The 24,473-nt window shown below is 59.4% G+C and carries 20 protein-coding genes; 10 read left to right on the top strand and 10 right to left on the bottom strand.

All coding sequences use genetic code 11. The features are described 5' to 3' along the window. Window positions 1-4: 4 nt before the first annotated feature. Window positions 5-1,081, top strand: coding sequence for an acyltransferase (locus WDB88_RS16195; RefSeq protein ID WP_330629553.1), 1,077 nt, complete (start codon window positions 5-7; stop codon window positions 1,079-1,081). A 48-nt stretch (window positions 1,082-1,129) separates the two neighbouring features. Here the strand turns inward: WDB88_RS16195 and WDB88_RS16190 are convergent, their stop codons facing one another. From WDB88_RS16190 to WDB88_RS16175, 4 genes are all read right to left on the bottom strand, one after another. Then, the gene (locus tag WDB88_RS16190) at window positions 1,130-3,049 is read right to left on the bottom strand and encodes an acyltransferase family protein (RefSeq protein ID WP_339110022.1); all 1,920 of its coding nucleotides are present in this window, start codon (window positions 3,047-3,049) and stop codon (window positions 1,130-1,132) included. 180 nt (window positions 3,050-3,229) lie between these two features. After that, a complete protein-coding gene (locus WDB88_RS16185; protein WP_330629551.1) occupies window positions 3,230-4,063 on the bottom strand; it encodes a hypothetical protein in 834 nt (277 codons plus the stop codon). A 16-nt stretch (window positions 4,064-4,079) separates the two neighbouring features. Continuing rightward, entirely contained in the window at window positions 4,080-5,618 is a 1,539-nt protein-coding gene (locus WDB88_RS16180) for a hypothetical protein (protein WP_330629550.1), read from the bottom strand. Continuing rightward, window positions 5,615-6,466, bottom strand: a complete 852-nt coding sequence (locus tag WDB88_RS16175; RefSeq protein ID WP_330629549.1) for an AAA family ATPase — start codon at window positions 6,464-6,466, stop codon at window positions 5,615-5,617. Before WDB88_RS16175 ends, WDB88_RS16180 begins: the two co-directional genes overlap by 4 nt. A 275-nt stretch (window positions 6,467-6,741) precedes the next feature. Between WDB88_RS16175 and WDB88_RS16170 the strand changes: the two genes are divergently transcribed. The 6 genes from WDB88_RS16170 (at window position 6,742) to WDB88_RS16145 (ending at window position 13,936) form a co-directional block, all read left to right on the top strand. Continuing rightward, window positions 6,742-9,198 (top strand): tetratricopeptide repeat protein, encoded by a 2,457-nt coding sequence (locus WDB88_RS16170; protein WP_339110021.1) that lies wholly within the window; start codon window positions 6,742-6,744, stop codon window positions 9,196-9,198. Between the two features lie 172 nt (window positions 9,199-9,370). Then, window positions 9,371-9,958, top strand: coding sequence for a polysaccharide biosynthesis/export family protein (locus WDB88_RS16165; RefSeq protein ID WP_330629547.1), 588 nt, complete (start codon window positions 9,371-9,373; stop codon window positions 9,956-9,958). A gap of 5 nt (window positions 9,959-9,963) precedes the next feature. Continuing rightward, window positions 9,964-11,376 carry a hypothetical protein gene (locus WDB88_RS16160; RefSeq protein ID WP_339110020.1) on the top strand — a complete coding sequence of 471 codons (1,413 nt, stop codon included), beginning with the start codon at window positions 9,964-9,966 and terminating at the stop codon, window positions 11,374-11,376. 154 nt (window positions 11,377-11,530) lie between these two features. Continuing rightward, window positions 11,531-12,124 (top strand): rhomboid family intramembrane serine protease, encoded by a 594-nt coding sequence (locus WDB88_RS16155; protein WP_330629545.1) that lies wholly within the window; start codon window positions 11,531-11,533, stop codon window positions 12,122-12,124. A 461-nt stretch (window positions 12,125-12,585) separates the two neighbouring features. Next, window positions 12,586-13,182: a sugar transferase gene (locus WDB88_RS16150; protein WP_330629543.1), complete on the top strand. Its 597-nt coding sequence runs from the start codon at window positions 12,586-12,588 to the stop codon at window positions 13,180-13,182. Window positions 13,183-13,489: 307 nt separating this feature from the next. Further along, the gene (locus WDB88_RS16145; RefSeq protein WP_339110019.1) at window positions 13,490-13,936 is read left to right on the top strand and encodes a VPLPA-CTERM sorting domain-containing protein; all 447 of its coding nucleotides are present in this window, start codon (window positions 13,490-13,492) and stop codon (window positions 13,934-13,936) included. Between the two features lie 72 nt (window positions 13,937-14,008). On the opposite strand, the gene WDB88_RS16140 is transcribed toward WDB88_RS16145, so the two are convergent. Both WDB88_RS16140 and WDB88_RS16135 read right to left on the bottom strand, forming a co-directional pair. Beyond that, window positions 14,009-14,227: a hypothetical protein gene (locus WDB88_RS16140; protein WP_339110018.1), complete on the bottom strand. Its 219-nt coding sequence runs from the start codon at window positions 14,225-14,227 to the stop codon at window positions 14,009-14,011. Window positions 14,228-14,551: 324 nt separating this feature from the next. Then, window positions 14,552-15,775, bottom strand: a complete 1,224-nt coding sequence (locus WDB88_RS16135) for a glycosyltransferase family 4 protein (RefSeq protein ID WP_330629540.1) — start codon at window positions 15,773-15,775, stop codon at window positions 14,552-14,554. Window positions 15,776-16,292: 517 nt separating this feature from the next. On the opposite strand from WDB88_RS16135, the gene xrtD reads away from it, so the two are divergent. Both xrtD and WDB88_RS16125 read left to right on the top strand, forming a co-directional pair. Continuing rightward, window positions 16,293-17,882 carry a VPLPA-CTERM-specific exosortase XrtD gene (xrtD, locus tag WDB88_RS16130; RefSeq protein WP_339110017.1) on the top strand — a complete coding sequence of 530 codons (1,590 nt, stop codon included), beginning with the start codon at window positions 16,293-16,295 and terminating at the stop codon, window positions 17,880-17,882. A gap of 102 nt (window positions 17,883-17,984) precedes the next feature. Then, a complete protein-coding gene (locus WDB88_RS16125; RefSeq protein WP_339110016.1) occupies window positions 17,985-18,932 on the top strand; it encodes a sulfotransferase in 948 nt (315 codons plus the stop codon). A 3-nt stretch (window positions 18,933-18,935) separates the two neighbouring features. On the opposite strand, the gene WDB88_RS16120 is transcribed toward WDB88_RS16125, so the two are convergent. Beyond that, complete coding sequence (locus WDB88_RS16120; RefSeq protein ID WP_330629537.1) at window positions 18,936-19,685, bottom strand: WecB/TagA/CpsF family glycosyltransferase; 750 nt, start codon at window positions 19,683-19,685, stop codon at window positions 18,936-18,938. 255 nt (window positions 19,686-19,940) lie between these two features. Here WDB88_RS16120 and WDB88_RS16115 point away from each other — a divergent pair, with 255 nt between their 5' ends. Beyond that, the gene (locus WDB88_RS16115; RefSeq protein WP_339110015.1) at window positions 19,941-21,014 is read left to right on the top strand and encodes an acyltransferase; all 1,074 of its coding nucleotides are present in this window, start codon (window positions 19,941-19,943) and stop codon (window positions 21,012-21,014) included. A gap of 9 nt (window positions 21,015-21,023) precedes the next feature. Here WDB88_RS16115 and WDB88_RS16110 read toward each other — a convergent pair whose 3' ends face one another. From WDB88_RS16110 to WDB88_RS16100, 3 genes are all read right to left on the bottom strand, one after another. Next, window positions 21,024-22,271, bottom strand: coding sequence for a glycosyltransferase family 2 protein (locus WDB88_RS16110; RefSeq protein ID WP_339110014.1), 1,248 nt, complete (start codon window positions 22,269-22,271; stop codon window positions 21,024-21,026). A 90-nt stretch (window positions 22,272-22,361) separates the two neighbouring features. After that, the gene (locus WDB88_RS16105; RefSeq protein ID WP_339110013.1) at window positions 22,362-24,041 is read right to left on the bottom strand and encodes a DUF6798 domain-containing protein; all 1,680 of its coding nucleotides are present in this window, start codon (window positions 24,039-24,041) and stop codon (window positions 22,362-22,364) included. Beyond that, on the bottom strand, window positions 24,038-24,445 hold the full coding sequence (locus tag WDB88_RS16100; RefSeq protein WP_339110012.1) for a GtrA family protein: 408 nt from the start codon (window positions 24,443-24,445) through the stop codon (window positions 24,038-24,040). The genes WDB88_RS16105 and WDB88_RS16100 overlap by 4 nt, the downstream gene beginning before the upstream one ends. Between the last annotated feature and the right edge of the window lie 28 nt (window positions 24,446-24,473).

Genomic DNA, 24,473 nt, shown 5'->3' with positions numbered 1-24,473 from the left:
GCCCATGAAATCTAATCCCGCGTATATTCCGTCTCTGGATGGCCTGCGGGCTATCTCTATTGCCATCGTCTTCCTGAGCCATGCCGGTCTGGGCCATATCGTCCCCGGCGGCTTCGGGGTGACGGTCTTTTTCTTCATTTCGGGCTTTCTGATCACCTCGCTGCTCTGCCGCGAATATGACCGCTATGGCAGCATTTCCCTGCGGGTCTTCTACCTGCGCCGCGTGCTGCGCCTGATGCCGCCACTGGCCTGCGCGATGGGGCTGGCCATCGTGCTGGTGCTGGCCGGTGCACTGGTGGCCAAGATCGATATACCGACCCTGCTCAGCCAGATTTTCTTCCTGTCGAATTACTACCAGATCTACGGCAACTCGCAGTCGATCCCCGGCCTCGGCGTCTTGTGGTCGCTGGCGGTCGAGGAGCATTTCTACATGCTCTGGCCCTTCATCTTTATCCTTTTCGCTAGAAATATCATCGGCTTCCGCAGCCTGACTCTGGCGCTGATCGGCTTTCTGGTCTGGCGCGGCATCCGGTTTTACGTCCTAGGCAGCAGCGAAAACGCGCTTTACTATCTCAGCGATGCACGTCTTGACAGCCTGCTCTATGGCTGTGTGCTGGCACTGATGATGTGGTGTGGCTACCTCCCGCGCGAGAACGTGTCGACGAAATGGCGCGGGGCGCTTCTGGTCGGGGCGCTCGGGGTGCTGCTGGTCAGCTTGGTGCTGCGCGATGCGGCCTTCCGTGGCACGCTGCGCTATTCGTTGCAGAGCCTCGCGCTGATGCCGGTTTTCTACTACGCGGTCACCACGCCCGATATGGCCCTGTTCCGCCCGCTGAACTGGCCGGTGCTGCGCAAGATCGGGGTCTGGTCCTATTCGATCTATCTGGTGCATTTCGTGCTGATCAACCTGTTCAACCAGCAGATCACCGGCGCCCATGCGCACCTCATTTCCGGCGGGCTCGCCCTGATCGGGTCGCTGGTTTATGCGGCAGTGGTCTATCACTTCGTCGAGGTCCCCTCGGCGCGTTTCCGCCACAAGATCACACGCCGCGCCCCGAAAGGAGAACCGGTCGGCGCGTAATGCCCCGACCGGTTCCGAAAGTCCTGCACCTTGTCTGCCCCTCCGGGGTCAGTCGAGGTGCAGCTTGATCCGGTCATAAAGCGGCTGGGCCATCAAACGCGAGGCGGTTGCCGTAATATGGTTTGAATCGCGGTAAAGCATGATCTTGTCACGCACCGCAGGGCACCGCCCCTTCTCGCAGAAGAACCCCGAAAAATCGACAGCTTCCACATGATCGGGCAGGTTTTCCGGCTGCAACGCATCGCGCGCAAGCGTCGGGCGCATCGCATCGCAGGCGGGATCGTCCTCGCCATTACGGTCGATACAGGCTGCGATGTCGAAGCTGGCACGCGGATTGTCGCGGATGGCGATCACCGGCGTATGGGGTAACGCATCCCACGCCATACGATAGCCCTGCGGAATCGTTTCGCCATCGCGCTGGATCCGCGTGGCATTGGTGACCACCATATCGGGGTCCAGCGCCTTCAGCTTTTCCACCGCCTGACGGTTCCAGTCCAGACAGGCCGCACGGTCGGAATCGATCTCCATCCCGTCCAGTGACAGGGTGAATGTGCAGCCGCTTTTCACCAGATTGATAATCTTGATACGCGGGTCCTTACGGGCAATCTCCTGTAGCGCAGGCAGCCATTGCAGGGCGTGGCTCCCCCCCACAAGCGCAATCCGGTAGCTGCCCGACGGGTTGCCGTAATTACAGCTGACCACATCCGAGGCGCGGAAATTGCGCTGATAGCAGCCATCCTTGTAACTTGAGGGGATGTCATCCTTGATCAGGCGCAGATCAGGGGTCAGTTGCGCCACCTTCTCGCCGGTTACCGCCTTCTCGATATCTTCAAGCGAGGCGACCTGACGTTCATCAACATGGTGTTTCCACCCCCATGAGAACCCCAGCGTCGGCACCAGCGCCAGCGCGCAAACGGTCACGGCCGTGGCCAGCCGCTTCTTGACCAGTCGCAGGTTCCGGAACGGTGTTTCAAGGAAGTGATAGGTCACGAAGGCCAGCACAAAGGCCACCAGCAGAATGGCCATCCCCACCCCGACGGACACGTTCGGGGTGCCGGTGCGATCCCAGATGAACAGATAGATCGGCCAGTGCCAGAGATAGAAGGTAAAGGACAGGTTGCCGAGCCATTGCATGGCGCGGTTGTTCAGCACCACCATACCGGCGTTGTTACGGGCGGCGACGATAATCGCCGATGTGGCCAGCACGGGAATGAGCGCGGCCCAACCGGGGAAGGAGTCCGCCACAGGGATCACGGCGGCAAATCCGACAAGCGTTATCAGGCTGGCATAGCCCAGCCCTTTGGCCACCGCACGGCCCACAACGATGCGCGGCAGGACAAGTGCCAGCAGGCCGCCGGCCAGAAATTCCCACAGGCGGGCAAAGGTGTTGAAATAGGCGCTCGGCTGGTAGCGATAGGTCTTGTAAAGCGCATAGGCAAAGGCCAGCGCGAGCAGCCCCAGAAAGACCTGCGTCATGGCGCGGCGCGCATTGGTGCGGTTGCGGCACAGCCGGAAGACCAGATAGACCAGCGGCGGCAGCATGAAATACAGCTGGAACTGCACTGACAGTGCCCAGAGCTGCTGGAAGGGGGATGGCGTCTGCCCCATCGAGAGGTAATTCACCCCGTGGTTCGACAGCCACATGTTTTCATAGAACAGAATGCCCGCAATCGCGCTGTCGATGCGCTCTTCGGACAAGATACGCGTCCCGAAACCGCTGAACAGAAGGGATGTCCCCAGCACGACCGCCGAGGCACTGGGCACGATCCGCCCCAAGGTACGGCGCCAGTATTTGGTGACATCGCCAAAGTGCAGATCGTCCCGCTTGAGAAAGCCCTGAAACAGGAAAAACCCTGCGATTACGAAGAACGCATCCACCCCACCGGACACGCGGTGAAACCAGATATGGTAGATGGCAACCAGCAGGGCCGCGACCACGCGGAAACCCTGGATTTCTTTTAAATACACGACATGAGGTCCCTGAATAACGAAGGATAAAAGGCGAATTGAGCTGACACAAAGCAAGCTCAGGTTGCACAGTCACCGATTACGTCATCATGGGAAAGGGGGCTCGATGCCGCATGGCAGAAAATTGCTAGCGTGCAAAGAATTCGGGCAGGCTATCCGGAGACCGCCTGCCCTGTCTGATCAGTTATACCCGTAATTATAACCGGTCGGATCATTCTCGTCGGGGAAGTTGCATTTGTTCAGCACCACCCCCAGCAGACGCGTCTGGTCGGAGAGCTTCTGCTCGAGCGCGTCAATCTGGCTTTTCGAGGTGACTTCGGCCTCGATGACCATGATCACCCCATCGACATGACGCAGGAACCCGTAGGCATCATCGGCCACCAGAAGCGGCGGCAGATCGAAGAGCATCAGATCCGGCGTATAGGCGTCCTGCACGGCATTGAGGAAATCCTCGATCCCGTCGCTTTGCAGCAATTCCGCAGACGAGGGCACCGGCGCGTTATTCATCCCCACCGCCAGATTGTTCCCGTAGCGCATCATATGATCGGCAAAGGCGACCTCGCTATTGATGACCGCGCCCATATTCGATTTGGGCGACTGGCCGAAGATCCGCGCCAGCGTGGGGTGACGCAGATCGAAATCGAACAGCATCGTGCGCAAAAAAGGCAGCCGCCCGAAAGACAGCGCCAGATTGCTGATCACGGTGCTTTTGCCCGCATTCGGCCCCGCCGAGACAATGGCGATCCGCCGTGCCTCGTGGCGACGTATCTCCTCGCGCAACCGCGTGCGCAACAGATCGAAATGCGCACTTTCCGCGGTATTGCCCGAAAGCAGCAGACGGTTGGTCTTGAGCAACTTTCCGTCCAGACGCATTTCAGGCAAGGCCAGCCACGGTGCCGAATGCGCTTCGGCTGTGGGCGCGGCAGTCATGTTCGGACGCGCGCGCCCGTCGGCCGCGAGCCCTGTCGCGCGGTTCGCCCGCGCCTTTTCGAGAGCCTGTTGAAGCTTTTCCATCGTCACAAGTCCCCGTTCAGATATAAAGGCCGACTTTCGCAGCGATCTTCTGGGCGATCACCTCGAAGGGCATGTAGAAAGTGTGGATCATCAGCAGCGCGAAAGGAATACCCAGACAGACGATCAACGAAATCGTCAGCAGGCGTTTGCGGTTACGCTGCACCTCCCCTTGCGTGCGCATATAGGGGATCGTGGCCAAGGGCGTGATCCCGAGACCGTTGATCAGATCGCTCGAACGTTTCACCGTGGTCGAAAGCATCTCGATCAGGACAATCAAGCCCAGACCGGCCATGATGCCACCGGCAATCCCCAGCACAGCGATTTTCTTGCGCGAAGGTTTGATCGGCTCGGTCGGCACGGCGGGTTGCTCGATCACACTGACACGCTGGCCGCGCGACAGGCTTTCGATCCGCTCGCCGGTGGAGGCGGTCGCAAGACGCTGCACCGCGCCATTATATTGCGACTGAGCGTTATCGTAATCGCGCTGCAGGGCCTCTAGGGCGATCGCGTTCGCAGGGATCTTCGACAGGGCATCCTCCACCTCGGCCAGTTGCGCGGTGTATTGCGACTGTTCGTCCTTGAGCTGGTCAAGCTGGCGGTCAAGATCGGCAATCTGCAGGTCGAACACCGCCTCCGACGGGTCTTTCGCCGTCTGGCTGTCATCGCTCTGGTTGCCGCTGATGGTTTTCTCAAGCTGCGTGATCCGGTTTTTGATCACCGTCACACGCGCGCTGTCGGGGGCGTAGACCGCTTCCAGCTCGGCAAGCTGGGCCTTGAGGTCCAGCAAACGCTTCTGCTCAGGGGGCAGATTGGACTGGCGGCTATCGATCCGACCGGTGGTCTCGTAGATCTGGCGCAGGCTGCTTTTCTGTTTTTCAAGTGCGGCAGCGTCGCTGGAAATCTGGTCCAGACGGCGCTGGTAGTCGCGCTGCTGGGTGCGGAAATAGCTCTGGTTCTCGGGCAGCGCATCGGCATGCTCTGTCTTGAACTTCAGAATACGCGCGCTTTGCTGGTTCATTTCGGTTGCCAGACGGGACACTTCGTTTTCGAAGAATTCCTGCGTCTGGTTCGCCGTCTCCGTCCGGTTGCGGGCGTCTTCGTTGAGAATGAAGGTCAGATAGTCATTGACCACCTTCGCCGCGACCTGCGGGTTATGGTTATCGAAGGTGACAACCATCGTTGTGGCCGAATTGCGCCCGCTCGAACTTTCGACATCGGTTGCAGCCCGCATTCCCTGCACGATCTGGTCGGGGTTCAGGGTCGCCTGATCCGGCAGAACGTTATACTTGCGGGCGATCTCCAGCAGGTTCGAGCGCGTCATCAAACGGCTTTCAAACAACTGGAGTTGCTCTTCAGCGGGAGTGTTGACCGTCGATTGCGCCAGCTTGTCGGGGATCTGCGACCCTTCGACCACGATCTGCATCTGCGCGCGATATACTGGAGGGAGGGTAAGAGCTGCGAAAATACCGCTGGACGCGATCAGAACAAAGACAAGCAAAAACAGCGGCAAACGCCGCATGAAAATCGCCAAGTAAAATCGGATATCGGCATTCATGGTGCGGGTTCCATTTCTGTATCGCCAAAGAAGACGCCATCAGCCAAGACTGCGGCAACCGTGGGTGCGGTAATCTGCTTTTCTTCGTCGTTCCAAGCGTAAAGCATTGAAAAATCACATAGTTGGTTCACAAGGCGGGGGATGCCAGCGGTATGGTCATAGATCATGTCACAGGCGTCCGGAGCAAATTCCTGCCCCGTTCCCCCCACGGCGCGCAACCTATGGGCGATATACGCGCCTACGCCGTCGCGGTCCAGCCTATCAAGGTGATAACTTGCCGAAATCCGCTGGGCCAACTGTCTCATATTGGGGCCGCGGATGATATCGCGCAGCTCGGGCTGTCCAACCAGCACAAGCTGGATCAGCTCGTCCTTGTTGGAATTGATATTGGTCAGCATGCGGACTTCTTCGAGCCCTTCCGCCGAAAGGTTCTGCGCCTCGTCGATGATCAAAACGACACGGCGTCCTGTGGTATATTGCTCCAGCAGGAAATCTTGAAAGCGCTGGAACAGCGCCACATATTCGTTGGGAAGGTCATCGGTATCCACGCCGAAAGCATTCAGGATCCAGCGCAGCAACTCGCCCCGTCCGCCTTGGGCGTTCGAAATGAGACCGATGGTCAGGTCGGCATCCATTTCCCGCAAAACGGCTTGGACCAAAGTCGTCTTGCCAGCACCGATCTCGCCTGACACCAAGGTGACAGGCGCGCGCGACAGCAGGCCGTATTGCAAAACCGAGTATGCCCGCTTGTGCTGCACTGACCAGTAGATCAGCGACGGGTCAGGGACCAAGGTAAAAGGACGTTCGGAAAGGCCGAAATAATCTGTGTAAAGCACCACTTCAGCCATGAATGTGGTCCCGATTTATCAACAACACCTATGGCTCCGTGCTTATTGTTTTTTAGTTAACCGTTCGGCTTTCCCTATCTAGCGAAAACTCCGGCAAAGTCGAACTCCACAAGAATAAACCGTCAGCTTCCGGGTAGTTCAATGCGTTTCCGCAAAAAATCTCGCGATTAGCGGGAATTTACCAGTTGTGATATGGGCGGGTGAATGGCGTGTTGTCTCGCGCAAAGCAATGAGGCATGGTGACCCCAAATTTGGATAAAAATGGATTGATCACCTTGAAACGTGTCCTTCTCGCCTTTGTAACTGCAGCTTTTCTGGCCGGTTGCGATTCTGCATCTGAACAGGCGGCCAAGCATCTGGCCCACGCGCAGCAGTTGCTGGATGAGGGCGATACGGCGCGCGCTCAGGTAGAATTACGTAACGCGCTTTCCAAGGACGAGAGTCTGGTCGCGGCCCGGCTGCTATTAGCGCAAATTCTCGAACAGAATGGTCAGTCATCACAAGCCTTTGCGCAGTACCGGAAAATCTCCGAACAGGACCCCAAAAATCTGGAAGCGATTCGCTCTCTGGCATTGCTCGCTCTGGATATGCACGCCTTCGATGATGCGGAACGCTATGGCAATGCCGCTCTTGCGCTGGCCCCTGATGATGCGGATCTACAGGCGCTGGCCGCCACAACGGCCTATCGCAAGGCCAATCTTTCGGAAGATACGGACGGGATGGAAGCCGCCGCCAAGCAGGCGCGCGCCCTGCTGAAGGCCGACTCCAAAAACCTGCAAGCCCGTCGCGTCGTTGTGACAGAAGATCTGCGCCTTGCCGATCTGACCTCGGCCCTGAGCACCATTGACGAAGGGTTGCAGCAGGTGCCCGACGACCGTGACCTGCATAATATGCGTCTGCTGGTGCTGACGCGTCAGGATGACAAGCCCGCTATTGAGGCAGAAATCCGCAAAATGATTACGCTTTGGCCAGAAGATGAAACGCTGGATCGGGTACTGGTGCAATTCTACCTGCAGGCGAATCGCAGCGACGAGGCCGAGGCATGGCTGAAAGGCCGGATCGATCCCAGCTCCGACAAGCCGCAGACGCGGATGGTCTATCTGCGTTTCCTCGCGCAACTGCGCAGCACGGAGGCGATGCGGGACGCGCTGACCCAGATGCTGGACGAAAAACCGCTGCCCCATGATATCGAGGCCAATCTGGCGCAGTTCCGTGCGCTGCGGGCGGGGGCCGATTTCACCCTTGGGCAGCGCGATCAGGGCATGTCCGAGATGGAATCCATTCTGGACGGCGTCTCGAGCGATGACAAAACCGCGCCCGAGACCGAGAACCTGCGCATCCAGCTTGCGCAGATGCGCCTGACGGCCGGAAACCCCGTTGGCTCGCGCGCTCTGGTCGAGCAGGTCCTGAAGGACAATCCCGAACATGTCGCCGCGCTGAAAATGAAAAGCTCGTGGCTGATTGACGAGGACAAAACCGATGATGCCGTTGCCACGCTGCGTTCGGCGCTGGCCAATGCGCCCAATGACGCGCAGGTTCTGACGCTGATGGCCAAAGCCTATCAGCGCGAGGGCCGCAACGAGCTGATGTCCGACATGCTGGCCCGCGCCGTCGAGACCTCGAACCAAGGGGTCGATGAATCGCTGCGCTATGCCCGCTATCTTGCGGGGCGGCAGGGCTATGGCTCGGCAGAGACCGTGCTGGTGGATGCGCTGCGCCGCAAGCCGGTCAGCCAGCCGCTGCTGACGACGCTGGCACAGGTCCATCTGGCGATGAAAGACTGGGGCCGGATGCAGCAGGACATCAAGGCCCTGCGCGAACGTTTCCCCAATGATGCCAACGCCCAGAGCGCCGCAGACGAATTGCAGGCCCAGATGCTCACAGGTCAGGGTCGTGACGACGATCTGGGGCGTTTCCTTGAAGGTCTGTCCAGCCATGCGGGTGGCTCCTTGGGGCCGCAGATTGCAATCATCCGCAACAGCGTGCGTCAGGGACAGGCCGATGTCGCCTATCGGGATGCCCAGAAACTGGTCACGGACTATCCCGATGCCCCCGAAGCCATAGTGCTTCTGGCACAGCTTGAGGCCCTGCGCGGCGAGACCGATGCCGCCCGCACACGCATGACCGCCCTGACCGAGGCGCATCCCGACTTCGAAACCGGCTGGCAGGCCTTCTACGGCCTCGAAATGCAGGCGCGTCAGCCCGATGCCGCGCAGGCCGTGCTGACCCGCGCGCTCGCCGCCCTGCCCGACAGCCGTGCCCTGAACATGCTTCAGGCCGGACGCTCGGAACAGGCCGGAGATATCGACGCCGCGATCGCCATTTACGAAAAACTCTATGCCGCCAATAGTAACGATGTGATCGTTGCCAATAACCTCGCCAGCCTTCTGGCCTCGACCCGTTCGGACAAGGCCTCGCTGGATCGGGCATGGACAGTGGCACGCCGCCTGAACGGCTCGAAAGAGCCCGCCTTCCGCGACACCTATGGCTGGCTGGCCTTCCTGCGCGGCCAGAACGAGACCGCGGTCAGCGAGCTTCAGGCCGCAGCGGCTGGCTTGCCGAAAGATCCTTCGGTTGCCTACCATTATGGCCGCGCGCTGGCGAAAGCGGGCGAAGCCCAGCCCGCGCAGGCCCAGTATCAGCGCGCCAGTGACCTGCTGGCCAATGGCGCGCATGGCTATCCGGGGCTGAAATCCGAAATTGATCAGGCCCAACAATCTCTTGTGCAATAAATGCCGGTCCGGCGGACAAATGGCAAAACTTTGCGCATGAAACCAATGCAACGCAACGAAACACAACCATGACGTGTCATTTTTGGTCTTTCAGGGCTTCCCCCCGGCTCAAGGCTTTGGCAAGACCACAGGCGTGACCATGGTTTTCACCAAGAAAGAAAAAGGTTCAGGCATGTCGAGATTCATTTCGGTTTTCTTTGCGCTGGTTCTGCTGGCCCTGCCAGCAACGGCAATGGCCGCCTATGTCATCAAGCCCGGCGATACGCTGCAAATCGAAGTGGTCGAGGATAGCTCTCTCAACCGCACGGTGCTGGTGCTGCCCGACGGGTCGATCTCCTTCCCCGGTGCGGGCACGGTGCGCGCGGCAGGCAACTCGGTGGATACCGTGCGTCACGCGCTGTCCAGCCGCCTCGCCGCCGAATTCACCGCTCCGCCTTCGGTCTATGTCGCGGTGCAGAAGCTTTATGACACCGACGAATTCATGCCCGAGAAGGCAAAGATCTACATGATGGGCGAGGTCAATTCCCCCGGCATGCTGGAGGTCGAGAAAGGGATCACCCTGCTGCAAGCCATTGCTTCGGCAGGTGGTTTCACCCGCTTCGCGGCCACCAAACGTGTCGAGCTGCATCGCGTGGACCCGCAGACCCATGCCGAACAGATCTACCTGTTCGACTATAAGCACCATAAAGGCATTTCCGGCGGCACGCTGTTGACCGATGGCGATGTCATCTCGGTGCCGGAACGCCATCTGTTCGAATAAGAGTGATGACGAAAATGCACGAGAGGCTCCGGCACAAGACCTGCGGGGCAAGACAGCGTCTTGCCACCAAAGGACCCAAAGCACAGGTCGCGCGGATTGCGCTGGCCTGCGCCACCGGTGCCCTTCTCGGCACGCCCGGTCTGGCGGAAGAGATAAAGGGCAATCACAGCCAGCTTGGCTATAGTCTCGGGATCGAAAGCGGCACCAATCTCGATTTGCGTCGGGAAAATGACGATTATGAATCCCGCCTGAATGCGGGCCTGACCTATGATTACAGCCGCGCCACGCAAAGCTCTGAGTTGCATTTCGGCAGTGACCTTCTGTGGCGTCTGGAGGATGGCGGCGAGACCGTCTTCCTGCCCAAGCTGGCCCTTGATTACAAAACCCAGAGCGCGCGCGATGCGCTGAGCTTCGGGTTGAATTACACACGGACCGAAGTCACCGATCAGTCTGTCAGCTATGACGAAACCGGTTCGGTGCTGGATTATGACGGGCGCGGCCAGCGCGGCGTGGCCGATCTGAAACTGGGGTATCAGGGCGGCATCGACAGTCCGGTCAGCTATAGTGTCGGCTATCGCTATACCGACCTGCAATATTACGATACACAATCGACAAGCTACTCGAACTCACAGCGCGCCTATTACGACCTCGGCCTGACGCTGACGCCCAATGCGTCCAGCAGTTACCAGCTTGCCTTGCATTATGATGACTACAATGTGGACAACATCACCGAGACCGAGCGCCAGACAAGCTCTGTCAGCGTGCTGACCACCCAGCGTCTCGATGCCGTAACCACCCTGCAATTCGGCGTCGGCTATAGCGATGTGCAAACCGACCGGATCACCTATGACGAGCGGGTGAATGGCGCGATCTTCAATCTCGGGCTGGAACGCGAGGACCGTCTGGGCACCTACGGGGTGATGCTGTCGAGCCAGATCGAAGGGTCGGGCCGCCGTCAGGAACTTAGCGCCTCGCGCAAACGCGCCCTGCAAAATGGCACCCTGAGCGCGATGGTCGGCCTGAGCGCATCCGATGAGGGCGACACCAACTGGATCGGCGCGCTCTCGCTGAGCCATGAATTGCCGCGCGACAAGCTCAGCCTGCTGCTGCGCCGCAGGGTCTATAGCAATGATGACAACGAAGATGTCGTCGTCACCCGCATATCGGCGAAGGTCAGCCACGATCTGTCCGAAGTCTCGGCGCTGAATTTCGGCCTGTCTGCCAGCACCAATGAACAGGAAAACGGCACCGATAGCCGCCGCATCGACGCCTCTGTCTCGCTCTCGCGCGAGCTCGCCCGCGATACACAGCTTTCGGCAGGCCTCTCCAAGCGCTATTCGAAAGACACCGCAGACCGCACGGCCGATTCCGAGATGCTCTTTGTGACATTGGAAAAAGACCTGGATTTCCTGCACTGATCGTCACGTCAGCGCGTTAACCAAGTTTTACCTCTCTGCGCCTATTCGGATAGGATGAGGACGAAACGGCGGGCCAACGGCCCCCCGTTGTGACCATTGGTAGAGATTGCGCAGCACGAGGCCATAAGAAATGAACAGGGTCAGGATACCGCGGGTGCTTGTCTTGCTGGTTTTGGCCTGCGTGATTCCGGAAGCCATCCTATCGATCTCCTCGGGCTATTTTCGTGGCTGGATCTATCAGAATTTCGCCTTCTGGCCGGGCCTCCTACAGGGCTGGAGCGGCAATTACCCCGGTCAATGGGCGCTGATGTTTGTCAGCTACGCGTTTTTGCATGGCGGAGTGCTGCATCTGTCTTTCAATATGCTGACGCTTGTCTCTCTCGGGCGGCCTTTGGTCGATGCCTTGGGGCAACTCCGGTTTCTGGTGCTCTATCTTCTGTCCGCCTTGGGCGGTGCGGGCGTCTATGCCCTTCTGGCGCATGATCCGGTGCCAATGGTGGGGGCGTCGGGGGCGTTGTTCGGCCTTGCCGGTGCTCTTGTCGGCGAGCAAATCAGCCTCGCCCGCAAGAATGGCGGCGCCGCGGCGGCGTGGAAGGCACTCATCCCACCGAGCCTGTTCCTGATCGGCATCAATGTAGTGATGTATGTCACCTTGTCGGGGCAGCTTGCATGGCAGACCCATCTGGGCGGCTTCCTGAGCGGGCTGGCGGTGATGGCTGCACTGCAGCATCAACAGCACGGAAGCTGACCAAGGGGAAGGCCCGAGGCGACCCGACGTCACCCCAAAGGTCTACCTTAGGTTGAAATTGCAGCACCCCCACAGATTGCGTAGAGACTTGGTCATCTCACCTCATGGCTGATTCGCATTGCCTTTTCAAATATGTCGAAAAAACAAGCAAAGGGCCCGTTGATAGCGGTAATTCTCGACCTTTCATGAAAGGTGATCGAGAACTCGTGAACTGAAATTTCGGTGTCTTTTCGCGCCCTTATCGGCAGTTTTTCGCCTCAAATATGGAAAAAATTTGATCGTTGAAACGTTAAGTATATTCTCAGAAGCGCTGCGATGCGGCATGATCGGTAACGTTAACTGCTTTAGCCAAGAACTGCGCCAGAAGCTTGGAGATTAAAGTTATGAAATCTGTGTTGATTGCGACCCACTCATCCTCCGGTTCAAAGGGGATTCGCATTCGCCGTGTCTATGCACGCGGTATGAAGCGGTGTTTCGACATCGTCTTCGCACTCCTGATGCTGCCGGTCCTCCTCCCGATTATCGGCGTTCTATGGATGCTGGCCCGCCGTGATGGCGGCCCCGGTTTCTTCGTGCAGCCGCGCATCGGCCGCCACGGGAAAGTCTTCAACTGCTGGAAAATGCGCACCATGGTTGTCGATGCCGAAGCGGCCTTGCGCAAGATGTGCGAGGAAGATCCCGTGAAGGCGCATGAGTGGCATGTGAACCAGAAGCTGATCGACGATCCGCGCATCACCCGTATCGGTAAATTCCTGCGCGCAACCTCGCTGGATGAACTGCCGCAGATCTTCAACGTGCTGACCGGCGACATGAGTTTTGTCGGCCCGCGCCCCTTCCTGATCGATCAGGAAGAGCTGTATCGCGACGCAGGCGGCAAGTGGTATTTCAATATGCGCCCCGGCATTACCGGCCTCTGGCAGGTCGAAGGACGCAATGCCACCAGCTTTGTCGAGCGTGTCGGCTATGACAATAGATACTTCCGTGGGTTGAGCTTGTCGCGCGACATGGGACTGCTGGTCCGTACTGTTTCCGTCGTGTTCAAGCGCACAGGGAAATAACAAAAAAGCAACAGTGCACGGAAAATAGATTTAGTATGCGATGCTCACGAAAAACTACATGTAGTTGTCGCGGCTAGGTTCCATAAATAAATGTATTAAACCACCACGCGCATGGACAGGATTCAGAATAGCCAAAAGCAAAATCGTGCAAATAATAAAAAAAATGTTGCCGCGTTGCAGAAAGCTATCAAATTCGAGATACATTTAGTTTACCATGATTTGCGCGCGTATCGGGATTCTCCCTCAGGTAGATCATGGCGTGCTTTCCCTCCTGCTGGCGAAGCCGGCTTAACAAAAGGTGAAATTTATGAAAAAAACTCTCAAGACCGCAGCACTGGCCACCGCAATCGCGTTCGGCGCAGGCGCAGCAGCCCAAGCGGCAACCCTGTCCGCATCGGGCGCCCTCGTTGGCATGTACTCGCCCTTCACCTACACCTTCACGCTGGACGAAGCTTCCAGCGTTTCGGTGAACGCGTCGAGCAGCGTCATCGACCCCTACTTCAACATCTTCGACACGACCGATTTCACCAACTCGATCGTCTCGTTCAATGTTGGCGATGAGTCGGGCACCTATACCCTGGCCGCAGGCACCTACACCCTGCTCGTGTCCTCGCTGAGCGCGATCACGGGTACCGTTGACGTTGCACTGTCGACCACGCCGGTTCCGGTTCCGGCAGCTCTGCCGCTGCTGGCAACCGCGCTGGCAGGTGCTGGCTTCGTTGCACGCCGCAAGAAAAAAGCATCGCAAGCCTAAGCGCCTGCCTGCCATAATCTCCGGCATACGGGCCTGCCCCAGAGGACTCCTCTGAGGGCAGGTCCTCAAATTTTAGAAAAACAGCGAAACGACCGCCCATCCAAGGGCGATCCAGAACATCAAGCCAAGCAAGGCGGCAGGCAGAATCCACCAGCCCGATCCGATCTTGTAGCCGGACAGCTTCGCGCGTCTGGTCGTGCCAGCACCTCCGAGGCAAAGCCCCTGCGCATCAGATGCCGATGTTGCGACCGGCTTGTTCAGAGCGACATCCCGTCCCAAGACATCCTCCATTCCTCGCGTTCCTTACCCCACCATGCCTTGCATGGCCCACATAGGATCGCATCCGCGCGCCATCCTGACCCCAGAATAACCCCAAAGCCGGATCACGGACATATCTCTTTTACGCAATATTTCGCTTAAATTAGAAATTATCACGGGAACGTGAGCATCGGTCGGTTGCGCCTGTCACATTCGTTAATTTCTCACCATTAAAAGGTTAACGGCGCACAAGTTATGATCATCGCACCAGAAACACTCCGCCGCGACGCAAGACAGAAAAATCGCCCCAACCGCGAAGGGAAGGGGCGATGCATTCGTTAGGCGTGTGAAAGTGATTCACCGGCAGGCTTGGGAATAGATCGCATCCAGCGTCGCCGCGGCCTGCGGATGGGTATAGGCTTGCAGATAGCTCTGGGCGCGCTTGCCCATCTCGACGGCCCGTCCGCGATCTTGTGCAATCTCGGTGACGGCCTTCACGATCCCCTGCGCGAAACTCTCCATAAGATCAGGCCACGCCTCCATCGCCTGCGGACCGGCAAGATGGATCCAGCGTCCGTCGCGATCCGCCTCCATCGGCAGGATCCACCCCGTTTCGCCATGCCGGACCAGTTCGGGCTGGGCGAACGTCCCACCAACAATCGACGGCACGCCACATAGCGCGGCCTCGATGGTCACCCAGCCCAAGGATTCATCGACCGTAGGGAACAGAAGCGCATCGGAGTGACGCAAATGCGACCAGATCCGCGCATTGGGAAGGGTCTGATAATGCGTGATGAAGGGTGCGTCGGCCAAACGGCGCGACAGTTCCTCTCCTGCAATCCGCTGGCCTCCGACGACATAGCTCCGCTCGGTCACCTTCCCGATCACGGTCAGCTCGATCTCCATGCCTTGCGCATGCAGCCGCTCTGCCGCGGTCACCGCCGCCCAAAGCCCCTTGCGCAGCCCGTCACCGCCAATAAACAAAAGCCTGATCGGCCCCTCACGTTTTTCCGGCGCGACCGGCAGTGGATCGGGCGTGCGCACACAGCCACGGAACAGCGTCAGCTTGTCCACCAGATGGCCATACCCCCAGTCTTCGAAACGGCGCGTGGCATAGGCCTTTGCCGCCTCGCTCAGCGGCAGGATGCCACGGCAGCGGTCGCTTGAAAGACGATCCAGCGAACGCTTGAGCTGCGCATCGCTCCACTGCCCCAAAGTGCGCGGCAGTTCCAGTTCGTAGCTGACCACAAAGTCGCCATTGCAGGGGATATGATTGAAGGTATGCACCAGATCCGTGCCCGGTGCGAAGACCCACGGCGAATAATCCCAATAGCTGCCTTTCAGCAACCGGCGGGCCGTCCCCCCATAGACGCCCGAAAACTTGGTGTCGGGCAGGTCAATCCCATAGGTGACATGCTCCAGACCGTAATTCGGTGCAAAGACACCGACACGGCGCGTCACTCCCGCTTCGGACCGGGCATAGAGCGTTTTCTGCGGGGCTTCGATGGCCGTTTTGACATCTCTGCCTTTGGCGGGTGGGGCAAGCGTTTCAATAGGGGAAGAAAGGGATGCATCAGACATAGGGGAGGCCTCGCGCAGTCAGGGGGGGGAAGAAGAGAAGCGAATGGTTAAGGACGAAACCCTGCCATGCAGCGCGCATGGTACAGGATGTGGGGCCGTAAATAGCTTCAACTGTAAGGGGTGCGCCAAGAGTGGCAAACTTGACGTCGCGCCACAATCCTGAGGGGAGGTGGATTTTTGCCGATTCTGCCCAGAATTGCGCATTTCTCCGCGCAAAATGAGGCAGAAAAATATCGGCTCGTGGATTTTCGCTCAAAAATCGGCGCGGCGGCACTTTCTTGCGCAAATCGCTGGTTCACGAAGTTTTTTGCCACATATGCCGCAAAGACACCGTAACAGCCGGCAAAAACGATGCGCTAAAAGGGCGAAAACAACGATCGGCAAAACCTTCCCTTCCCCAGAGGACACAGCTGGGTTAAAAATGCGTTAATAATAACGTTGATTGTTTCGCCAGCCCGATACCCTGCACGCTCCTGCCGGTTTTTCTTGGGGCCCCAATGCGGATAAGGAATTGAATATGACAGACTATCTGGCCGGGACCGATGCCAGTTCATCGCGCATCTCCCCACTGGGCCTGATCTGGTTCGGATTGGCGACGATTGCCGCCGTGGTCTATTTCCACGAAGGTTTCGACGCCCTGCTGACGGCATGGGCCACACCAGAATACAGCCACGGCCCGCTAATCCCGCTGCTGTCTGCCTTTATGTTCTTTCAGGAGCTGAAATCCGAACCGATCTATCGCGGCCCCGTCAATCGCTGGCCCGGCCTTGCCGTTCTGCTCTTTGCGGTGGCACTGGGGGCGCTGGGGAAATTCTCGCAGATCGATGATGTGGTCGCCTATGCGATCATCCTCTGGGTCGGCTCGATGCTGCTGATCAGCTTCGGCTGGACGCAGGGCAAACATTTCTGGGTGCCCGTTCTGCACCTGATCTATATGCTGCCCCTGCCCGGCGTGCTGTATTACAAACTGTCGACCTTTTTGCAGAGCATCTCCTCGGAACTGGGCGTGGCGCTTCTGGGGCTGCTGCAGGTGCCGGTCTTCCTTGAAGGCAACATCATCGATCTGGGCGTTCTGAAACTGCATGTGGCCGAAGCCTGTTCGGGGCTGCGCTATTTGTTCCCGATCATGTCCTTCTCCTATGTCTTCGCCGTGCTCTATCGCGGCCCGATGTGGCACAAGGCCGTGCTGCTGATCTCGGCAGCCCCGATCACCGTCGTGATGAATTCGGTGCGAATCGCGATTGCCGGCTGGCTGGTGCAATATCTTGGCGAGAGCCATCTGGAAGGGTTCTCGCATTTCTTCGAGGGCTGGGTCATCTTCATGTCCTCGGTTGTCATCCTGTTCGGGCTGGCATGGACCATGCTGAAGCTGCAACGCTCCAAGATGAGCCTGCCCGAGGCGCTGGATCTCGACTTCACGGGGCTCTGGCCGCAGGCCAAACGCCTTGGTCTGATCGAGCCGTCCAAGGGGCTGATCGCGGCCACGCTTATTCTGGGCATTTCGGCGATTGGCTGGGAAATCCGTCCGGCTCCGGCCCCGATCCAGATCGACCGCGACCCTTTCGCGCTGTTCCCGCGCCATCTGCAGGACTGGCAGTCGCGCCCGATGGCCCGTCTGGATACCGCGGTCGAACAGTCCTTGGGGGCCAATGATTATTACGGCGCAAGCTTCACCCGCCCCGGCAGCACGACCCCTGTCGAATTCTTCTCGGCCTATTATAACGACCAGACGAAGGGCGGCACCCACTCGCCAGAAATCTGCCTGCCCAGTTCGGGATGGGAGATCGCCAAGCTTGACCGCGTGAATATCGCCCCCGAGGTCGGGCTGAAGCAGCCCTTCCGTATCAACCGCGCGATCATCCAGAAGGGCGAAGCGCAGATGATGGTCTATTACTGGTTCGAAAGTCATGGCCGCCATATCGCATGGGATATGGAAGCCAAGCTGATCCTGCTCTGGGACGGCTTCACCATCCGCCGCACGGACGGGGCGCTCGTGCGCCTGACCACCCCCATCAACGAGGGCGAAAGCCAAGCCCATGCCGAGGAACGGCTGAAAGAGATGTTCCTTGAAGTCAACTCTGTCCTGCCGCGCTTCGTGCCGCAGTGACGGAGGGTCATTCCAATCGCCTATGGCCTGCATGTCGGGTTGGCCATAGGGTCCTTTCTCCAGCAAAGAACAACCATAACGCGAGGAATGTTTATGGATAACATGGCGAAGACGAAAGATATCGTTTTTGTTTACGGTGCCTTACGCTCGGGAACGACGGTCTTCCGGTTAATGCTGGACCACCACCCGATGATCGCCAACCCGGGCGAACTGGATTTCCTGTTCGACTTTCTCTGGCCCGACCCCTCGCATCCGACCCAATGGCGCTATGACATCGACAAGATGCGCCTCGACTGGATCTTTCAGGCCTACGGGCTGATTGTGCCTGCCGATAAAGACGGTTTGGACCTGCTGGAGAATTTCCTCTACCAGATCGATGCGCGGTACGGCTCGAAGCCGGTCATGACCATCAACATCCATCGCAATGTCGATAAGGTCCGCGCCATTTTCCCCGAGGTGAAGCTGATCCACATGCTGCGCGATCCGCGTGATGTGGCACGCTCTTCCATCGGTATGGGGTGGTCGTGCAATATCTATTACGGGGTGGATCACTGGATCAAAACCGAAGCGGCCTGGGACAAGGCGGGCATTGCCCCCGATGATCCCAACACCTTGCAACTCACCTATGAAAACCTGTTCCGCGACATTGACAGCCAGCTCCATCGCGTCTGCGATTTCCTTGATGTGCCGTGGGACGAGGAGATGCTCTCCTATCACAAGAACAGCACCTATGACCCGCCCGATCCCAAGCTGATCGAACAATGGCGTCATAAATGTTCGGCAGAGGATATCGCCTTGCTTGAAGGCAAAGCCCGCGCCTTGCTGGTTGCGCGCGGCTATGTGCCTGCCGGAGAAGGGCATGTGCCAGGCTCTGCCGAGAAGCTGGCGCTTTTCCTGCGCCAGCGCATGTTCCAATGGCGCGGCGGGATCGAGAAGCTGGGCGCGGGCCTGTTCTTCGGTGAAAAACTGACGCGGCATCTCAAGCTTCACCGGCAACACCGCGCCCTTGTCCACCAGATCAACCTGATCAAGCAAAAAAGCGTGCGCTGAGCTTCAGCGCCGCTTATCCGCCATGTAAAGCGCGAAGATCTTCGGCGCATCGATCAGATAGCGTTTCCACAATCTGCGGGGATTGCTGAGCAGACGGTGCGCCCATTCCAGACCCGCCTGACGCATCCATTGCGGTGCGCGGGTCTGATGGCCGGTCAGGAAATCGAGACTGGCCCCGACGCAGAACCCTGTCCCACGGGCAATGCCGCGCGCCTTCAGATCCGCGGCGAAAAACTCCTGTTTCGGGAAAGACAGGCAGAACAGATAGATATCAGCCGGAACCGCCTCTACGGCTTCCAGCGTCGCGCGCCATTCGGGGCTACCCTGCCGCATGAAAGGCGCCTCGACGCGCACCAGATCCAGATCAGGATAAAGCGCCGTCAGTTTGGCGAAATCTTCCGCAGATGGCCCGATGGCCTGAATCCGCAGCCGCTTGGCCGCCCGATCATGCAGCAGGTCCGCGACCATATCCGATCCGGGATAGACCTGCAGATCAAGCCCCCGCCGCCGCGCCAGTTTCTGCAGGATACGGCTGTCGCAGATATGCCAGCGCGCCGCATCATAAACCGGCCGGATCTCCGGCTCTCGGGCGAGGCGCACGATATGATCGACATTGGGCGTCACCACATAATCGAACCGCTCGCCTGCGGGGCGGAAAAGGAGGTCGCGCCATTCCTGCTGCGAACAGAGGTCGAAACGCACAGACAGGAAATCGGCATCTGCCGGCGCAGAGGAGGTAATCAGATCGGTCATGGAAATACCCGTGAAACTGAGCCCATTGAGGGGGGAGGGGACACAAGAGGTATTATGGCATTGCCCGCCGACAAGAGGCAATGCGTTTCAAAGATGCATTCGCGTCAAAGGCGCGGTTTTCTGCGCATAAAACACCGGAAAATAAGGCGCTATCAGAAAAAGAGATTGATCTGCATTCAACTATGCCGTGTAGATTAACCCTATTACCCCGATACCCGCCGCCACTGATTTTCCGACGTTGAAGAGATTTGCCCGATGCCTACGCCAATGCCCCTGTCCCCGCCCCGCCGGAATACCTCGATTGATGCGCTCCGTCTGGTCGCGGCCTTGGGAGTGATCGCGCTGCATGCGGGCCGCTATCCCGAATGGCCCGCGCTGGCCGGAGACCTCTGGACATCGGCCTTTCGCTGGGCCGTGCCGTTCTTTCTGGCGCTCAGCGGCTATTATCTGGCCGATAGCGAACGGCGTTTTGCCAAGATCACCCTGCCCCGCATCACACGGATCTGCGTGATTTTCGCGCTGGTCTGGGTGCTGTACCTGCCTGTTCAGGTCTGGCGCGGCGGGATCGGGTCGATTGACATCGAAACCCTGATCCGTGGCAGCTATTTCCACATGTGGTTCCTGTCGGCAATGGTCATGGGGTTTCTGGCCAATGCCGCTTTCGCCGAGGTCAAAGCCTTCCGGCTGGCCATCGCCTTGAGCCTCCTCATCCTTTTCGCCAATATCGCGGCAGGCTATATCAACCTGCTGCGACCGGGACGTTTCGGGGACACGGTCGTGACCCTGCGCCAGCTTACGGGCTTGCCCTGCCTGATGGCAGGGGTCGCGCTGCATCGGCTAACACATTGGCAGGGGCGCCATTTTCTGGCGATCCTTGCGCTTGGCATGGCAAGCTGTCTGGCCGAGGTGCTGGTGTGCCACCGGCTAGGACTGCGCGCGATGGATCTGCAATGGGGCCTGCATGTGCCCCTGATCACCTTGGGCCTTCTGGGCACCGCGCTGCGCTGGCCTGATCTGGCCCCGCGATGGATGGCCCGCTGGGGGCTGCGCGACAGTCTGACCCTCTACCTGCTGCATCCGCTGGCGCTACTGCTGGTTGCCGCGCTCTGGACGGGGCATCCGGTCAAATGGCTGCCGCCGGACTTGCCCGGCCTGCTGCTCTGGGCAAGCGCCTCCGTGATCACCGTTCTGGCGGCAGCGATCATCGCCAAGCTGCCCCTGCTGAACGCCTTTATGAATGGCGATCTCTCGCGGTTGCTGGCCCCGACAAAGCGCACCGCGACAGATGCGCACCGCGCCGAACACGGCCGGAGGAACAGCCCGCCCTAAGCGTCACCCTCAGGCGGAATGCGACCCCGCCGCCATCTCCGCAGACGGCGTCGCCTTGGGGTCCTCGGGACGCGCCTCGGGCCTCGGAGCCGCGCCAGCCTGCCATTCGGCGTGGCCCTGCGGTGTCAGCCTCCCGCGCCGTTCGGCCGCAACCAAGGGCTCTGATGCGGCAGGGAAACGCTCGACATGGTCAATGATATAAAGCGGGCGGCCCTTGGCCTCCATGAACATCCGGCCCAGATATTCACCGATGACCCCCAGCACCAGCAGCTGTGCGGCCCCGATAAAGAGCATGGTCATCATCACCGATGCCCAGCCGGAGACCGTTGTGAAAAAGGCCCATGAAATCAGGGTATAGGCCAGCAAAATAACCGCCCCTGCAGCCGCAACAAGCCCCAGATAGGAGGCCATGCGAAGCGGTTTCACCGAAAATCCCGTGATGGCATCAATCGCCAGAGATAGCATCTTGCGCAAAGGATAATGGGTCTGACCGGCAAAACGCTCCTCGCGGATATAATCGAACGGCTCCTGTCGCAGCCCGATCCACGCGACCATCCCGCGAATAAAGCGGTGACGTTCGGGCATCGACAGCAGATGGTTTAGCGCACGGCGGCTCATCAGACGGAAATCGCCGGTATCGGCAGGGATCGGTACATCGACCATATGATTGAGCAACCGATAGAACCCCGCGGCCGTGCCCCGCTTGAAGGCGGTTTCCCCCCGCCTTGCAACCCGCCGGCCATAGACCACATCCACCCCCTGATCCATGCGCGCCATCATCGGGCCAAGCAGCTCTGGCGGGTCCTGCAAATCCGCGTCGATAATGAAAATGCGCGCGCCGCGTGCCAGATCCAACCCCGCCGAAAGCGCAAGCTGGTGCCCGTGATTGCGCGCCAGCCGGATGGCCACCACCTGCGGCACATCCCGTGCCATCCGCGCAATCATCGGCCATGTCATATCTCGCGAACCGTCATCGACCAGAATGATCTCGAAATCCTCGCCACACACGGTCTCGCAGGCGCCGAGCAACCGCCTGAGGGTCTCGGGCAAGGACTGCTCCTCGTTATAGCAAGGCACCACGACCGATAGTAACGGCCCTACGGCCATGCGGGTCGCAGGCGGGCCGTCCTGCTGCGGCGCGCGCGCGCGCCCGTCCTCGGGCTTTGCGTCGGGCCGGATATGGGACGGCGCGGCATGAGGCGGCGCGGTATGGGGCGGTGGGGTTTGCGGTCGATCCAATTCGGTTTGAGGCGTCATGATCACTCTCCGGTCACGCCCCCTTCAAGGGCTGTATGAATAGGTGAGAACACAAGGCAACAGGAAATAAACCAAAAGTTGTGCAAACTGCTATCGCGCGACAGTGCCGGACGGCACAGCCGCCAGCGCCTTTTCCGCAGAAAGAGTCTGTAAAACCCTGTAACGGGCATTGCTCCAGACCGGACGGGTGCAGTCCTGCAGGCCGTCGCGCGCTGCGCCCTCCCCGTTGCGCTCGATGACAAGGTAATCCACCGGACGAGAGGTCGGCAACTGCCCCAGCGCGGCGCAATCGCCCGCAAAAACCTGCTGACGGAGCTGCAACAGACGATACCAGCGAATGATCTCCGAAGGGGTGGTGGGCACGAATTTCCAGTTCACCAGAGTTGCCCGCTGGCTAAGCCGTTCCAGCCCCAATCGCGGCATGTCGGCATCGCTGCGCATGTCGCCTTTGGCAGGCGCAATCAGGAACAGCGCCTCGGGCGGCGTCGATCTGCGCATCCATGCGACCAGCTCGGCATCCTCGGCCGACAGGCTATGGGCCAGATCGGGCACAGGCTGATGCGCCAGATTATAACCCAGCATCAGATATTGCGGTGCCACCCATGCCCCTGCCAGCAGGAAGGCCGCCAGAACGGGGCGCAGCATCGGCCTGCGGACCTTCTGGGGCGCCGCCTGCCCCGAGCCATCGGACAGCCGCGCCGTGATCCAGCGCAGCCCCGCCATGAAACTCAGCAGCAGGATCAATGATCCCGGTCGGAACATATAGAACATCCCGAAACGCTGGGTCTCGCGGTCGAGAAAGGCCAGACAGACCGCCAGCACCAGATAGAGGTTCAGACAGGCGACAAGCAGCATCAGACGCCGGTCCCGCGCCTGCGACAGATCCTGCCGCGCAAGGCCGAACGCCAGAGCCGCGATCACCGCCGCCATCAGGACCCCCGGAAACCACGTATGCGCGAACTCGCCCATAGAGACAAAGGGGGCAAGATGGTGCGGATTGCGGAAAACGGCATAGATCTGGTTGAGCGTCATCGACAGCCCTGCCATATCGGGTGTGCCGCCGGCCATCCTCTCGGAAAGGATGATCCAGACCAGCGGGGCCGTCAGCAGCAGATAGATTGCGAAAAACACCGCCATGCGCCGCCCTCTGGCCCCCTTGCGTCCCAAGGCGAACATGCCCAGCACCACCAGCATCCAGAACCCGCCCACAAGGAAATGCATCCATGTGGCCAGCGCGAGGCACAGCGCCGCCGCGAAAGCCGGAAACATGCGCGTTGCGGCACCGTCCGACCATGCCACCGCCAGCCCCGGAAAAATGAAGACATAGGCCAGAACCTTGGCCTCGACGCCCTGAAACAGCCATTCCTGCCCGAAGAGCGATTGCGGGGTGGCGACAAACAGCACCAAGGCGACCGTGGCCCCCGCGAGGCTTAGATGAAAGGCACGGGCCATCAGGCTGTAGCCCAAGGCAAGAGCAGGCAGGCATAGCGCCAGCAACGCAAGTTTGGCCCCGTCAAACCCGAACAGGTTGATCAAACTGCCGATCACGGCAAAACTGGCCACCCGCGCTTGCGAGGCATCGCGCACAGCATGATCGGGGCCGGACAGCTCGGGGTGGAAATGCGCCCAAGCAAGATCGAAGTAATTGACTTCATTGCCGGACCACCCCATGCGCCACATTTCGGGCACCAGCACGAACACCGCCGCAGCCCAGAGCAGCAGAAATGCGGCAGGCCCGGACCGCGCGACAGGATCGGTCAGAAGTCTCATAAAGGACGCTCCTGTCGTTCGGTCGGCGGGCGGAACACGACCGTCCGCGCAAGAAGGAAAAAGGCCGCGCTGTAGCCGATCATCGCAACAGCCTGCGCCAGCCAGGAGGGCCAGAGGCGGAGACCGATCGAAAGGAGCGCGAGATTCAGCAGCCAGCACAACGCCACACACAGCACGAAGCGCAAGGCATGCCGCAAACCGCTTTGCGGGTGCTTGCGTGCGGCAAAAGTGATCCGGCTGTTCAGCACGAAAGAGGTGACCAGCCCCAACACATAGCCGCCCGCATTGGCCCAGACCGGTCCGACCCCGCCCCACATCAACAGCAAGATAGTGCCATAGCCCACAGCCGTGTTGATCAGCCCGACAAGGGCAAAGCTTACCGCCTCGAAGCCTATCCCGCGCATGGAAGGGCGCATAGGGCCGCAATCAGAG

The organism is Thioclava sp. GXIMD4216, from assembly GCF_037949285.1.
Classification (GTDB): Bacteria; Pseudomonadota; Alphaproteobacteria; order Rhodobacterales; family Rhodobacteraceae; genus Thioclava; species Thioclava litoralis.
This window is presented reverse-complemented; position numbering and strand designations above follow the sequence as displayed.